The 14,722-nt window shown below is 58.8% G+C and carries 10 protein-coding genes; 8 read left to right on the top strand and 2 right to left on the bottom strand.

Annotated features, from left to right (window positions below):
* The first annotated feature begins 147 nt into the window (after positions 1-147).
* A complete protein-coding gene (gene gyrA / locus BLU78_RS08455) occupies positions 148-2,700 on the top strand; it encodes a DNA gyrase subunit A (protein ID WP_010260529.1) in 2,553 nt (850 codons plus the stop codon).
* 37 nt (positions 2,701-2,737) lie between these two features.
* Complete coding sequence (locus tag BLU78_RS08450; RefSeq protein WP_010260528.1) at positions 2,738-4,081, top strand: tetratricopeptide repeat protein; 1,344 nt, start codon at positions 2,738-2,740, stop codon at positions 4,079-4,081.
* Between the two features lie 213 nt (positions 4,082-4,294).
* Here BLU78_RS08450 and BLU78_RS08445 read toward each other — a convergent pair whose 3' ends face one another.
* Together BLU78_RS08445 and BLU78_RS08440 are read right to left on the bottom strand one after the other, a co-directional pair.
* A complete protein-coding gene (locus tag BLU78_RS08445; RefSeq protein WP_010260526.1) occupies positions 4,295-5,341 on the bottom strand; it encodes a sugar kinase in 1,047 nt (348 codons plus the stop codon).
* A gap of 168 nt (positions 5,342-5,509) precedes the next feature.
* A complete protein-coding gene (locus BLU78_RS08440; protein WP_010260522.1) occupies positions 5,510-6,631 on the bottom strand; it encodes a DUF4861 family protein in 1,122 nt (373 codons plus the stop codon).
* 206 nt (positions 6,632-6,837) lie between these two features.
* On the opposite strand from BLU78_RS08440, the gene uxaC reads away from it, so the two are divergent.
* The 6 genes from uxaC to BLU78_RS08410 all read left to right on the top strand — a co-directional run bounded on the left by uxaC (position 6,838) and on the right by BLU78_RS08410 (position 14,720).
* Positions 6,838-8,250, top strand: coding sequence for a glucuronate isomerase (uxaC, locus tag BLU78_RS08435; RefSeq protein ID WP_010260520.1), 1,413 nt, complete (start codon positions 6,838-6,840; stop codon positions 8,248-8,250).
* Positions 8,251-8,264: 14 nt separating this feature from the next.
* Positions 8,265-9,284, top strand: a complete 1,020-nt coding sequence (locus BLU78_RS08430) for a sugar kinase (RefSeq protein WP_044106220.1) — start codon at positions 8,265-8,267, stop codon at positions 9,282-9,284.
* A 158-nt stretch (positions 9,285-9,442) separates the two neighbouring features.
* Complete coding sequence (locus BLU78_RS08425; RefSeq protein WP_010260516.1) at positions 9,443-10,111, top strand: bifunctional 4-hydroxy-2-oxoglutarate aldolase/2-dehydro-3-deoxy-phosphogluconate aldolase; 669 nt, start codon at positions 9,443-9,445, stop codon at positions 10,109-10,111.
* A gap of 107 nt (positions 10,112-10,218) precedes the next feature.
* A complete protein-coding gene (locus BLU78_RS08420; RefSeq protein WP_143029377.1) occupies positions 10,219-11,682 on the top strand; it encodes an MFS transporter in 1,464 nt (487 codons plus the stop codon).
* A 19-nt stretch (positions 11,683-11,701) separates the two neighbouring features.
* The gene (locus BLU78_RS08415; protein ID WP_010260514.1) at positions 11,702-13,159 is read left to right on the top strand and encodes a tagaturonate reductase; all 1,458 of its coding nucleotides are present in this window, start codon (positions 11,702-11,704) and stop codon (positions 13,157-13,159) included.
* Positions 13,160-13,226: 67 nt separating this feature from the next.
* On the top strand, positions 13,227-14,720 hold the full coding sequence (locus tag BLU78_RS08410; RefSeq protein WP_272867256.1) for a UxaA family hydrolase: 1,494 nt from the start codon (positions 13,227-13,229) through the stop codon (positions 14,718-14,720).
* Positions 14,721-14,722 lie beyond the last annotated feature (2 nt).

Raw genomic sequence — 14,722 nt, 5'->3', positions numbered from 1 at the left:
TATCGCGCGCGCGAAGCGATTTTTGCCTGCAAAGTTGCTCAGATCGGAAATAAATCGTATTTTTGTATGTTAAAAGATTGCTAATTTTCGATCGGTATCGACCCGGCGACGTGCGGTGTCGGTACAAAAAGGATTAAACACGGAATAATGTTAACGGAAGAAGAAAAGAATGCCGGTTTGGTGGGGCGTATCATCCCCATCAATATCGAAGAGCAGATGAAGTCGGCGTATATCGACTACTCGATGTCGGTCATCGTGTCGCGTGCGCTGCCCGATGTCAGGGACGGTATGAAGCCCGTACACCGCCGCATCCTCTACGATATGAGCGCGGAGCTCAACCTCTACTCCGACAAACCCACCCGTAAGTCGGCCCGTATCGTCGGCGACGTGCTCGGTAAGTTCCACCCCCACGGCGACTCGTCGGTCTACGATGCGATGGTCCGCCTGGCTCAGGACTGGTCGATGCGCTACCCGCTGGTCGACGGACAGGGTAACTTCGGTTCGATGGACGGCGACTCGCCGGCTGCCATGCGTTACACCGAGGCCCGTATGAAGAAGATCACCGACGAGGTGATGGCCGATATTGATAAGGAGACTGTCGACTGGACGTTGAACTTCGACGACACGATCCCCGAACCTACGGTTCTTCCCACGAAAATCCCGCTGCTGATCGTCAACGGCGCCAGCGGTATTGCCGTCGGTATGGCTACGAACATGGCTCCGCACAACCTCTCGGAAGTGGTGGATGCCTGCTGCGCCTATGTCGACAACCCCGAGATCACGGGTGAGGAGCTTTTGCAGTACGTCAAAGGTCCCGACTTCCCCACGGGCGGTATCATCTACGGCTACGAGGGTGTGAAAGAGGCGATGCTGACGGGCCGCGGACGTGTGATGATGCGCGCCAAGACCGAGATCGAGCATACGCCGAGCGGCCGCGAGTGCATCGTCATCACGGAGATCCCCTATATGATCAACAAGGCCGAGATGATCAAGAAGATCGCCGACATGATCAACGACAAGAAGATCGAAGGCATCTCCTACATCAACGATGAATCGGACCGCAACGGCCTGCGCATCATCATCATCCTGAAGCAGGACGCCGTGGCGAGCGTGGTGCTGAACACGCTGTTCAAAAACACCCCGCTGCAGACGTCGTTCGCCGTGAACAACATCGCGCTGGTGAAGGGGCGTCCCGAGATGCTTCCGATGCGCGACCTGATCAAGTATTTTATCGAGCACCGTCACGACGTGGTGCTCCGCCGCACGCGCTACGACAAGCGCAAGGCCGAGGAGCGCCTGCACATCGTGCTGGGACTGTTGATCGCGCAGGACAACATCGACGAGATCGTGCGCATCATCCGCGCTTCGCAGACGCCCGACGCCGCGAAGCAGACCCTTATCGAGCGTTTCGAGCTGAGCGACATCCAGGCTTCGGCCATTATCGAGATGCGTCTGCGCGCGCTGACCGGTCTGGAGCACGGGAAGCTGACCGCCGAGCGTGACGAGCTGATGAAGCTGATCGCCCATCTGACGGAGGTGCTCGAGAACGAGTCGATGCAGATGCAGATCATCAAGGACGAGCTGCTGGAGATCAAAGAAAAATACGGCGACGAGCGCCGCTCGGAGATCATTTACGCTTCGGAGGAGTTCAACCCCGAGGATTTCTACGCCGACGACGACATGGTCATCACCATCTCGCACATGGGCTACATCAAGCGCACGCCGCTGGCCGAATACCGCACGCAGAACCGCGGCGGCGTGGGCGCCAAGGGCAGCGCCACGCGCGACGAGGATTTCATCGAGCATATCTACGTGGCTTCGATGCACAATACGATGCTGTTCTTCACGGAGAAGGGCCGCTGCTTCTGGCTCAAGGTCTACGAGATTCCCGAGGGAGCGCGCTCGTCGAAGGGACGTGCCATCCAGAACGTCATCCAGATCGAGCCGGACGACAAGGTCCGCGCCTATATCAATGTCAAGAGCCTGGCCGATGCGGAGTATGTGAACAACAACTTCATCATCATGTGTACGAAGGACGGCACGATCAAGAAGACCAAACTCGAGGCTTATTCGCGTCCGCGCCAGAATGGTGTCAATGCCATCGTCATCCGTGAGGGCGACCAGCTGATCGAGGCCAAGCTCACCAGCGGCAATGCCGAGGTGATGATCGCGGCCAAGGAGGGCAAGGCCATCCGCTTCAACGAGTCGACGGTGCGTCCGATCGGACGTGTCGGCGCGGGTGTGCGCGGTATCTCGATCGAGGAGTCGGACGAGGTGATCGGCATGATCTGTGTGGAGCCCGATTCGAAGCAGGACGTGTTGGTGCTGAGCGAGAACGGTTACGGAAAGCGTACCGATCTGGACGAGTACCGCATCACCAACCGCGGCGGAAAGGGCGTGAAGACCATCAACATTACGGAAAAGACAGGCAAACTAATTTCGATACAGGCCGTTACCGACGAGAACGACCTGATGATTATCAACCGTTCGGGACTCACCATACGCACCGCCGTCGAGCAGATCCGCCTCGCGGGCCGCGCTACGCAGGGCGTGCGTATCATCAACCTCCGCGAAGGCGATGCCATTGCTTCGGTGATGGCCGTGCCGGCAGCCGGGGACGAGGAGGAAGTGCAGTCTGCGGAAGGCGCTGAGAACGGGGCCGAGACGCCCGCGACCGATGCTCCCTCTGCGGAAGAATAATTGAAAACATCAAAAAACTTTAAAATTTCAGTTTACTATGAAGAAAACGATTTTGACGGCTCTCGCGGCGCTGCTCGTAGCAGTTCCCGCCGTGCAGGCCCAGAAAGTGAACAAGGAAGCGCTTCTCGCCAAGATCGAAAAGAGCGATGCCGACATCGCCAACGAGAAGAAGGCTGTCAAGGCCGCAACGTGGATCAACCGCGGTAAGGCCTTCTACGAGGTGGCCATCGAGCCTACGAAGAGCCTCTTCGTCAACATGGACGCCGCGATGCTGAAACTGGCTGTCGGCGAGCCCAAGTCGGCGTCCAAGGAGACGCTCAACGGCGTGGAGTACGATGCGTGGGTGTACAACTATTTCACCGCCTATGTCAAGGACAACAAGGTTGTCACGTGGAAGCAGACGAAGTGGGTGATGAAGGACGCTCCCGAGAAGGCCATCGAGGCTTACAACAAGGCTTACGAGCTGGACCCCAAGACGGCCGACAAGGTCAAGGAGGGGCTGAAGCAGGTCAGCGATTTCTGCTCGCAGGTCGGTAACACCGGTATCGACACGGGCAACTACGTCGAGGCTGCCAAGGCCTACGAAACGGCCTACAAGGCCCAGTCGAGCCCCGCTTACGGCGAGGCCGATCCCGCGCTGCTCTACTATGCGGGCTACCTGCTGACGGTCGACGGCGCCAACAATCCCAAATCGTTCGTCAAGGGCGCCAAGCTGCTGACCAAGGCCATCGAGAAGGGCTATGCCGACGAGGAGGGTAACATCTACTACTACCTCTTCCACTGCCTTTACGGCCAGAAGGAGGCCGACAAAGCCAATGTGATCAAGGCCAAGGAGGCTCTGCTGACGGGTATCGAGAAGTTCCCGAAGAACGAGCGTATCCTCGACGGCCTGATGCAGCTCTACACCTCGGAGGAGGGCGTGGGCAATCCCGCCGACCTCGTGGCGCTGATCGACAAGGCCATTCAGGACAATCCGGAGAACGTCGACCTGTGGTTCGGCCGCGGACGTATCTTCTACGCGCTGAAGGATTACGACCAGAGCATCGACTCGTTCAAGAAGGTCGTGGAGCTGAAGCCCGACATGTTCGAAGGCAACTATTACCTGGGTGTGTTCTACACGATCAAGGGCGATGCGCTGAACAAGGAGATGAACGAGAAGCAGTACAGCAGCCAGGCCGCCTACGATGCTGACCTGAAGGGTGTCAACGATGTCTATATGGCTGCCGTGCCCTGGTTCGAGAAGGCTCACCAGATCAAGACCGACGACATCGACACGTTGGAGTTCCTCAAGTCGCTGTGTTTCCGTCTGCGCGACGAACCCGGCATCATGGAGAAGTACAACACCTATAACGACCTCTACAAGAAGGCCAAAGGCGAATAACCGGCCTAAGAGGCCGGCTTTAGGGGGCAACGGCAAGGTATGGAGCTTTCGGCCCATGCTGCGCTCCGCCCGGTTAAAACAGAAAAGCCCGACTTTTATAAGTCGGGCTTTTTCGTGTAAATTTCCGTGCTTGCGGGGCGCAGGTTGGGTTGTCAGCGTACGAACGATCCGTCGCCCCCCCCCCCTAGAACCCGCCTCTTAGGCGGGCGGGGGCTATCTGGCTATGCGGCCCGAAACGGAGCCGCGGGCCAACTGGGCGACCTCCTCGGCCGTGAACTGGTTGTAGTCGCCCGGCACGGTGTTTTTCAGCGCGCAGGCCGCAGTGCCGAAGTCGAGTGCGAACTGCATGTCCCCGGCGTGCTCGGCCATCCCGTAGATCAGTCCGCCCACGAAGGCGTCGCCCACGCCGACGCAATCCACCACGTTGTCGATGTCGTAAACCCGCGTGGAGAGCAGCCGGCCTCCGGTGTAGAGCGTTCCGGAGATCAGGTGGTGGTTGGCGCTCAGGACGCTGCGGAGTCCGAAGACGATGCCCCGGCAGCGGGGAAAGCGCGCCGCAACCTCGGCCGAAGCACGTTCGTAACCGGCCGTGTCGGGCTGGTAGGAGGCGTTGTGGGCCTCGAACCTCGGCAGGTGCATGCCGAGGACCTTTTCGTATTCGTCGTCCGTACCGAAGAAGATGTCGCACTGTTCCATCAGCGGCGGCAGCACCTCCTGCGGTTCTTTGCCGTATTTCCAGAGGTTTTTGCGGTAGTTGATGTCGCACGAGACGGTCAGCCCCATCTCCCGCGCCACGGCGATCGCTTCGGCGCATACGGCGGCCGTGTCGGCGCTCACCGCGGCCGAGATGCCCGACCAATGGAACCACGATGCGTCGTTGAAAAGCGTGCGCCAGTCGATCATCCCCGGTTGGAGGGTGTCGAAGGCCGAGTCGGCGCGGTCGTAGACCACATGGGAGGTGCGCATGGCTGCGGCCTCCTCCATATAATAAAGCCCCAACCGCTTGCCGCCGCGGAGGATGCCCCGGGTGCCGACGCCGTAGCGATGCAGGTCGTCGAGGCAGGCGTCGGCCACGCGGTTTTCGGGCAGTCGGGTTATGAACTCGCTGCGGAGCCCGAAATTGGCCAGCGAAACGGCTACATTGGCTTCGCTGCCGCCGTAGCTGGCGCGGAACAGGTTCGTTTGATTGAAACGCAGGTAATCGGGCGGCGTGAGCCGCAGCATGATCTCTCCGAAAGTGACGATTTTTTGGTTGTTCATGGTTTTTCGAGGTGACGCGTTGATTTCTTACAAAGGTACAAAAAAGTCGGATAGGTTCAACCCCGAATCGTGCGTGTGCTTCGGTAAAACTTTCCGGCTTATAAAAGTGCCGTTACGGCACCGAAAAAGTCCGGTCATCAGACCGGACTTTTCATGATAATTTTCAACTTATTTGCGGACCGTCACCCGGAGCGGCGTCACGGCGGCGGCCTGCGCTGTGCCGATCTCCTCGACCCATTCGCCCATGTCCTCCACGCCGCCCTGGCTCCAGCCCGAACCGGCGTAGTAGGTCAGCGTTTGGCCCGGCTTCACGTTCTTCACGGCCACGGCGTGGCCCAGTGTGTCGGCCAGCATCTCGGCGCCGGGCAGGATCACGCCCAGGTAGATGTCGCCGTCACGCACGGGGTCTTTCGAGTCCGAAACGGCCTCGACCATTGCCATCCAGTCGTCGCCCGTCATCACGCGTTTCACATCGTGGCGCACGAAGCCCGCGGCGATCGGCATCTCGGCGAATGCGCCCTCGTAGACGTTGTCCATGCGGTTGAAACGCTGATTGGCGTCGAGCGAGATGGTCTTGGTGAGCGATACGGGAGTGCCGTCGACGTCGAACGGCGCGTAGGTCAGTTCGACGGTGGTACGGATCGGACCGTTGTCCAGCGTCCGGGCCGTGGCGTAGTTGTGTCCCATCATCCAGAACTTACCGCCCACGAACGGCAGCGAAGCCCCCGAACCGAGCGTCACGCCCACCTTGTAGCAGTCCATGCCGTCGCCGAAATTGTGGTGGTATTTGCCGCGGGCGTACCACTCGTCGATCACCAGCTTTTCGGTGCACTTCACCCATACGTCGATGCCCGGGGTGATGAGCTTTTCGGGCGAGGTCTCCAGCGCCGGGCCGTAGAGGCGGTAGGCCACCTTGTTGTTCTCCCACGCATAGTCGTCGTAACGTTCGGGAACCGCGCGGCCGAACGCCTCGGCAGGGTAGTTCTGGCGCACGCCCGTGACGATTTTAAAGCGTTTGGTCTCCATCGGGTCGGCGTCGGTCTGGAAGATCAACGCCTGGGGCTCCGCCGTGCCGCGGAAAAGCACCTGCGACGGGATTTGCTCGTTGTCGTCGTTCAGGACGACGATGTTTTCCGGGGTTGCGCCCTCGAGCGCAGCCACTTCGGACCAGGCGATTTCGACGGTCTCGTCATCGCGTTCGATCTGGGTCGTGTTGGCGACATCGACCTTCAGGGCAGGGGTGCAGGCGGCCGACAGGGCGGCTGCAATCCCAAGAATCATGTTTTTCATACGGTATGTTTAAAGATTTTTTGTTGTATTTTAGGCAAATTTACGATTTTTCCGTACATTGGTCAACCAAATTGGCAAATAATCTACTTTATTTGGCAATTTTTCGTATCGGGAGTGGCGGAAAGTTCGTAATTTTACGTTGTGAAAAAGAGCGCTTCGCGGAGCCTCGCCCGAAACTAACAATTTAAAAACGAAACCGATAGAATATGAAACAGTTTAACGACGACAACTTCCTGTTGCAGACCCCCACGGCCGAGCGGCTGTACCACGACCATGCGGCCAAGATGCCGATCATCGACTATCATTGCCACCTGATTCCCGGATATGTTGCCGAGAACCACCGCTTCGACAACCTGTCGAAAATCTGGCTCGAAGGCGACCATTATAAATGGCGCGCCATGCGTACCAACGGCGTCGATGAGAAGTACTGCACGGGCAAGGATACGACCGATTGGGAGAAGTTCGAGAAATGGGCCGAGACGGTGCCCTATACGATGCGCAATCCGCTCTATCATTGGACGCACCTCGAACTGAAGACCGCTTTCGGCGTGACGAAACTGCTGAATCCTTCGACGGCCCGCGAGATTTACGACCATTGCACCGCCTTGCTGCAGAAGCCCGAGTTCCACGCCCGCGGCCTGATGCAGCATTATAACGTCGAAGCGGTCTGCACGACGGACGACCCGATCGACTCGCTCGAGCACCACATCAAAGTCCGTGAGGACGGTTTTGCAACCAAGATGCTCCCCACGTGGCGCCCCGACAAGGCGATGGCCGTGGAGTCTCCGGCCGATTTCCGGGCCTACATCGACCGTCTTTCGGAGGTTTCGGGCGTCGCGATCTCGAAATTCGCCGACGTGATCGAGGCCCTGCGCGTGCGTCACAAGTTCTTCGAGTCGGTGGGCTGCCGACTCTCGGACCACGGCATCGAGGAGTTCTACGCCGAGGATTACACCCAGCATGAGATCGATGCCATCTTTAATAAGGTATACGGCGGGCAGGCGTTGACCCATGCCGAGGTGCTCAAATACAAGACTGCCATGATGGTCGAATTCGCCGTCATGGACTGGGAGACGGGCTGGACGCAGCAGTTCCACTATGGCACCATTCGCAATAATAACAGCCGCATGTTCAGGCAGTTGGGCGCCGATACGGGCTTCGACTCGATCGGCGACTTCACGGTCGGCAAGTCGATGGCGAAATTCTTCGACCTGCTCGACCGCGACGACAAACTCACCAAGACCATTATCTACAACCTCAATCCCCGCGACAACGAGCTCGTTGCCACGATGATCGGCAATTTCCAGGACGGACGCTACGGCGCCGGGAAGATCCAGTTCGGATCGGGATGGTGGTTCCTCGACCAGAAGGACGGCATGGAGAAGCAGATGAACGCTCTCTCGACGCTGGGCCTGCTGAGCCGTTTCGTCGGCATGCTGACCGACTCGCGGTCGTTCCTCTCGTATCCGCGTCACGAGTATTTCCGCCGCACGCTGTGCAACCTCGTGGGCAACGACATCGAGAACGGCCTGCTGCCCGCTTCGGAGATCGACTTCATCGGAAAGGAGATCATCGAGGGCATCTGCTACAAGAACGCTAAGAATTTCTTCAAATTTTAACACGCAATAGAACCATGAAAATCGTAACATTAGGTGAAATCATGCTGCGTCTTTCGACGCCCGGCAATACGCGTTTCGTTCAGTCCGATTCGTTCGACGTCGTCTACGGCGGCGGCGAGGCCAACGTAGCCGTTTCGTGTGCCAACTATGGCCACGATGCCTATTTCGTCTCGAAGCTCCCGAAACATGAGATCGGCCAGTCGGCGGTGAACGCGCTGCGCAAGTATGGCGTGAAGACCGATTTCATAGCCCGCGGCGGTGATCGCGTGGGCATCTATTACCTCGAAACGGGCGCTTCGATGCGTCCTTCGAAGGTGATCTACGACCGCGCGCATTCGTCGATCGCCGAGGCCGATCCGCAGGATTTCGACTTCGACGCCATTATGGAGGGCGCCGACTGGTTCCACTGGTCGGGCATCACCCCCGCGATCTCGGACAAGGCCGCCGAGCTGACGAAGCTGGCCTGCGAGGCCGCCAAGCGTCACGGCGTGACGGTGTCGGTGGACCTGAACTTCCGCAAGAAGCTCTGGACCAAGGAGAAGGCGCAGTTGATCATGAAGCCCCTCATGCAGTATGTCGATGTCTGCATCGGCAACGAGGAGGACGCCGAGCTGTGCCTCGGGTTTAAGCCCGACGCCGATGTCGAGGGCGGCGAAACCAATGCCGAAGGCTACAAGGGCATTTTCCGCCAGATGGCCGAGACGTTCGGATTCAAATACGTGATCTCGACGCTGCGTGAGTCGTTCTCGGCGACGCACAACGGCTGGAAAGCCATGATCTACAACGGCAAGGAGTTCTACGAGTCGAAGCGTTACGACATCGATCCGATCATCGACCGCGTGGGCGGCGGCGACTCGTTCTCGGGCGGCGTGATCCACGGCCTGCTGACCAAGCCGACGCAGGGCGAGGCCCTCGAGTTCGCGGTTGCCGCATCGGCCCTGAAGCACACGATCAACGGCGACTTCAACCTCGTATCGGCCGAGGAGGTCGAGAGCCTGGCAGGAGGTAATGCCAGCGGCCGCGTCCAGCGCTGATTTTGCCGTGAGGGCGGACGCCTTTCGGCCTTCCCTTGCAGGCCCCGAATGGGAAATAGGCTACTATGTCCCATCCGTGTCCTGCGGCGCGAAAACCGAAATCCATCTCGCCCTGACGACAAAATGGATTTGATTGGTAATTAAAATGCAATAAGATAATGGCACGTTTTTCAAAAATGCAAGTTCTGGAAGCCATCGGTAAGACCGGTATGGTTCCCGTTTTCTATCACGCTGACGCCGAGATCGCCAAGCAGGTCGTGAAAGCCTGCTACGAAGGCGGCGTGCGCGCTTTCGAATTCACCAACCGCGGCGATTTCGCTTCGGAGGTCTTTGTCGAGGTCATTAAGTTCGCCGCCAAAGAGTGCCCCGAAATGGTGCTGGGCGTCGGTACGATCGTCGATGCCCCGACCGCGGCCCTTTACATCCAGTACGGCGCCAATTTCGTCGTGGGTCCCTACCTGAACGCCGAGGTCGCCAAGGTCTGCAACCGTCATCTGGTTCCCTACACCCCCGGCTGCGGATCGGTCACCGAGATCGGTTTCGCACAGGAGTTGGGCTGCGATCTGACGAAGGTGTTCCCCGCGGGCAACGTGGGCGGCCCGTCGTTCGTCAAAAACGTCAAAGCGCCGCTGCCGTGGTCGAACATCATGGCCACTGGAGCTGTGGAGCCCACCGAGGAAAACCTCACGGCATGGTTCAAAGCCGGTGTTTTCTGCGTGGGCATGGGCTCGCAGCTCTTCCCCAAGGAGGTGATAGCCGCGAAAGACTGGAAGGCCATCTCCGAAAAATGCCGTTTTGCACTGGACGTGATCGCCAAGGTGCGTTAGATGTTGATATTCCGTAAGTTCGGTCGTCCGGCGGCGGCCCCGATCCGTTGCCGGACGCCGTTCATGCGGCTCACCAATTCCTGAACACTACTTAATTAAACCCCATAATGACAAACAACAAATCGACTCTCGCTGGGAAGATGACGCAGTACCGCTGGGTCATCTGTGCGATGCTCTTCTTCGCAACGACCGTTAATTACCTCGACCGTCAGGTGCTCTCGCTGACGTGGGACGAATTTATCAAACCCGAGTTCCATTGGAACGAGTACCATTACGGACTTATCACCTCGATCTTCTCGATCGTCTACGCCGTCTGCATGCTCTTCGCAGGCCGCTTCATCGACTGGATGGGGACCAAGAAAGGTTATCTGTGGGCCATCGGCGTCTGGTCGGTGGGTGCCTGCATGCACGCCCTCTGCGGCGTGGCCACCGAGGCATGGGTGGGACTTCCCAATGCCGCCGCGCTGCGCGCCGTCGAGGCCGGCTCGGCCATGGCCGCGACTATCGCCATGGTCAGCATGTATTTCTTCATCGCCGCACGCTGCATCCTCGCCCTCGGTGAGGCGGGCAACTTCCCCGCAGCGATCAAAGTGACTGCCGAGTACTTCCCCAAGAAGGACCGCGCCTATGCCACCTCGATCTTCAACGCCGGCGCTTCGATCGGTGCGCTGTTCGCCCCGCTGACCATTCCGTTGCTGGCGAAGGCCTGGGGCTGGGAGATGGCCTTCATCGTGATCGGCGCCCTGGGCTTTGTCTGGATGGGTTTCTGGGTCTTCATGTACAAGAAGCCGTCGGACCACCCGAAGGTGAACGCTGCCGAGCTGGAGTACATCGAGCAGGACAAGCACGAACTTATCAACGGAGCCGTCGCCAAGGAGCAGAAAGAGGAGGATTGCCCGAAGATGTCGTTCTGGAAGACGCTCGCGTTCAAACAGACCTGGGCTTTCGCCTTCGGTAAGTTCATGACCGACGGCGTATGGTGGTTCTTCCTCTTCTGGACCCCTTCGTACCTCAATTCGCAGTTCGGAATCAAAATGTCCGAGGGGCTGGGCGTGGCGCTGATCTTCACGCTCTATGCCATCACGATGCTCTCGATCTACGGCGGCAAGCTTCCGACGATCATCATCAACAAGACGGGGCTGAATCCCTATGCGGCACGCATGCGCGCCATGCTGATCTTCGCGTTCATTCCGCTGCTCGTGCTGCTGGCGCAGCCCATGGGTACGATCTCGCCGTGGTTCCCGATTATCCTGATCGGTCTGGGTGGTGCGGCGCACCAGTCGTGGTCGGCCAATATCTTCTCGACCGTGGGCGACATGTTCCCCAAGTCGGCGATCGCTACCGTGACCGGTATCGGCGGCATGGCCGGAGGTGTCGGTTCGATGATCCTGCAGTGGTTCGCCGGATGGCTGTTCGTGCATGCCGAGGAGACCAACATGGCTTACATGGGCTTCGAGGGAAAACCGGCCGGATATTTCGTTGTCTTCTGCATCTGCGCCGTGGCTTACCTCATCGGCTGGATCGTGATGAAGGCGCTGGTTCCGAAATACAAGCCTATTGTATTGGAGTAATTTAAAAACCTGACATACAATGATTAAGCAACTGAATAAGTCGACCGTCGAAAAGGTCGGCCACCCCGTCCGCATCCTGCAGTTCGGCGAAGGCAACTTCCTGAGGGCCTTTGTGGACTGGCAGATCGACATTGCCAACGAGAAAGGCGTCATGGATGCCGGAGTGGCTGTGTGCCAGCCGATTATCGACCCGGAGCACAAGGTGCTGGGGATGATCGACCTGATGCACAAGCAGGACAACATGTACCACGTCTACCTGGAGGGCGTCGAGAACAAGCAGCCCAAGAAGGACGTGCGGCTGGTGAAGAGCGTCATGGACTCGTTCAATCCCTATGTGGACTATGCGACCTACGAGCGTTATTTCCTCTCCCCGGAGTTGAAAATCACCATTTCGAACACCACCGAGGCGGGCATCCGCTATGAGGAGGGCGACGACCTGACGGCCCGACCCCCGAAATCGTATCCTGCAAAGATGACGGCGCTGCTGTACAAGCGTTTTAAACATTTTGGCGGTGATCCTGCCAAAGGTTTGTGCATCATCTGCTGCGAGCTGATCGAGAACAACGGTTCGACGCTCCACGAGTACGTCATCAAACATGCCGAGTATCACAAGCTGGGGCAGGAGTTCATCGACTGGGTCGAAAAGAACTGTCATTTCTGCGACACGCTCGTGGACCGCATCGTGCCGGGATTCCCGCGTGAGCAGATCGACGAGATCAAAGAGGAGATCGGCTATGACGACAACCTTGTGGTGAAGGCCGAATTGTACCACTTGTGGGCTATCGGCGGTCCGGGCTACAAGGAGGTGATGAAGGAGCTGCCGCTGGACAAGGCGGGGTTGCATGTGATCTTCATGCCGTCGATCAAACAGTTCCGCGACAAAAAGGTCCGCATCCTGAACGGTTCGCACACGGGCATGGTGCCCATCGCCCTGCAAATGGGCTGCGAGACGGTGATGGACGCTTTCGACACCCCCGCGATTGAAAAGTTCGTCAACGACATGGTCGCCGAGGAGGTGATTCCGATGATCGAGGAGGACCAGACCGAGCTGAAGAAGTTCGCCGCCGGGATTCTGGAGCGTTTCTACAACCCCTTTATCAAACACATGCTCCGGTCCATCTCGCTCAATTCGCTGTCGAAGTGGGAGGCGCGCAACTATCCGACCGTCCGCGATAATTGGTTCAAAGCGCAGCGCATCGCCGAGCACGAGTGCTTCACCTTTGCGGCGCTGATGACCCTTTACAGCCCCAAGAGCGGCTTCGAGCCCGACGATACGAAGGAGTTCGTGGAGTATATCCGTGCGAACTGGGATTCGGCCGACATCGAGGCCACCGTCACGAAAATCGTGAAAGAGAGCGGTATCTTCACCGTCGATTTCTCGGAAGTTCCGGGCTTCATCCCGGCTGTTGCGGGCTATGTCCGCGACATCGAGGCGTTGGGCATGGAGGGCGCCTTGGCGAAGTTTCTGAAGAATTAATTTACCTTTGGAGGGCAGGGTGCGGCGTCTTTTCGGAGGCCGTTCCTGCCCTTTTCAGCACACGATGATTATGAAACGATTTCTGAAAATCAATGCCGCGGACAATGTCGCCGTCGCGCTGGCCGATGACCTGCACAAGGGCGAGACGGTCGATGTCGACGGTGCCGTCGTGACGCTCCGGGACGACATCGCCCGGGGGCACAAGTTCGCCCTGCGCGACATCGCCGCGGGCGAGAACGTCGTGAAATACGGCTATCCGATCGGTCATGCCACGGAGGAGGTCCCGCAGGGTGGGTGGATTCACTCCCACAACCTGAAGACCAACCTTCGTGACGACCTCGAATACACCTATGCCCCGAAGGTCTACGACGTGACGTATCCCCGGCGCGACGTGAAGGTCATGGGCTACCTGCGCAGGAACGATACGATGGGCATTCGCAACGAGTTGTGGATCGTGCCCTCGGTGGGGTGCGTCAACGGACAGGCGCAGGCCATCGTCGAGCGCGTGAAGCGCGAGTGCGACTGTTCGCACCTCGACGACGTGCGGGTCTATACCCACAATTACGGCTGTTCGCAGTTGGGCGACGACCACGCCAACACGCAGAAAGCGCTGGCGGCGCTGGTGAAGCATCCCAATGCAGGCGCCGTGCTGGTGCTGGGCCTCGGGTGCGAGAATAATCAGGTGTCGGCCCTGAAAGAGGTGATCGGCGCGTGGGATGACGAGCGTGTGAAATTCCTGATTGCGCAGGAGGTCGAGGACGAGATCGAGGCAGGGTTCGAAATCTGCCGCGGGCTGGTCGAAAAAACGAAAAGCGATAAACGCCGGCCGCTTCCGCTTTCTTACCTCAAAGTGGGGCTGAAGTGCGGTGGCTCGGACGGTTTCTCCGGCATCACGGCCAATCCGCTGGTGGGGCTGTTTTCCGACTGGCTGGTCGCGCAGGGCGGGACCACGGTGCTGACGGAGGTTCCCGAGATGTTCGGTGCCGAGACGATTCTGATGGACCGCGCCGCGGACCGCCGGATCTTCGACGAGACGGTCTGCCTGATCAACGATTTCAAGCACTATTTCCGCAAGTTCGACCAGCCGATCTACGAGAATCCCTCGCCGGGCAACAAGAAAGGCGGCATCACGACGCTCGAGGAGAAATCTTTGGGTTGTGTGCAGAAGGGCGGGGCACAGCCCGTCGTCGATGTGCTGAACTATGCGCAGCCCATTACCAGGCAGGGCCTCAATCTGTTGCAGGCTCCGGGCAACGATCTCGTGGCCGCCTCGGCGCTGGCCCTGTCGGGCTGTCAGATGGTGCTCTTCACCACGGGCCGCGGTACGCCGTTCGGGGCTTTCGTCCCGACGATGAAGATTTCGACCAACACCCAGCTCTCGGAATTCAAAGCCAACTGGATCGATTTCAACGCCGGAACGCTGGTCGAGGACGAGGAGCCGCAGGCGGTGCTGGACCGCTTCATCGACAAGGTGATGGCCACGGCCGACGGCGAACACCTCAAGCACGAAAAGACCGGTTTCAAGGAGATCGCCATCTTCAAGACCGGGGTGACGCTGTAACG

This window comes from Alistipes timonensis JC136 (assembly GCF_900107675.1).
In the GTDB taxonomy this organism is placed as follows: domain Bacteria; phylum Bacteroidota; class Bacteroidia; order Bacteroidales; family Rikenellaceae; genus Alistipes; species Alistipes timonensis.
This window is presented reverse-complemented; position numbering and strand designations above follow the sequence as displayed.

What these genes read in the sequence shown, in the direction of transcription:
- gyrA (WP_010260529.1), top strand. Translation starts at nt 148, where the DNA reads ATGTTAACGGAAGAAGAAAAGAATGCCGGTTTGGTGGGGCGTATCATC.
- BLU78_RS08425 (WP_010260516.1), top strand. Translation starts at nt 9,443, where the DNA reads ATGGCACGTTTTTCAAAAATGCAAGTTCTGGAAGCCATCGGTAAGACC.
- uxaC (WP_010260520.1), top strand. Translation starts at nt 6,838, where the DNA reads ATGAAACAGTTTAACGACGACAACTTCCTGTTGCAGACCCCCACGGCC.
- BLU78_RS08450 (WP_010260528.1), top strand. Translation starts at nt 2,738, where the DNA reads ATGAAGAAAACGATTTTGACGGCTCTCGCGGCGCTGCTCGTAGCAGTT.
- BLU78_RS08420 (WP_143029377.1), top strand. Translation starts at nt 10,219, where the DNA reads ATGACAAACAACAAATCGACTCTCGCTGGGAAGATGACGCAGTACCGC.
- BLU78_RS08430 (WP_044106220.1), top strand. Translation starts at nt 8,265, where the DNA reads ATGAAAATCGTAACATTAGGTGAAATCATGCTGCGTCTTTCGACGCCC.
- BLU78_RS08415 (WP_010260514.1), top strand. Translation starts at nt 11,702, where the DNA reads ATGATTAAGCAACTGAATAAGTCGACCGTCGAAAAGGTCGGCCACCCC.
- BLU78_RS08445 (WP_010260526.1), bottom strand. Translation starts at nt 5,341, where the DNA reads ATGAACAACCAAAAAATCGTCACTTTCGGAGAGATCATGCTGCGGCTC.
- BLU78_RS08440 (WP_010260522.1), bottom strand. Translation starts at nt 6,631, where the DNA reads ATGAAAAACATGATTCTTGGGATTGCAGCCGCCCTGTCGGCCGCCTGC.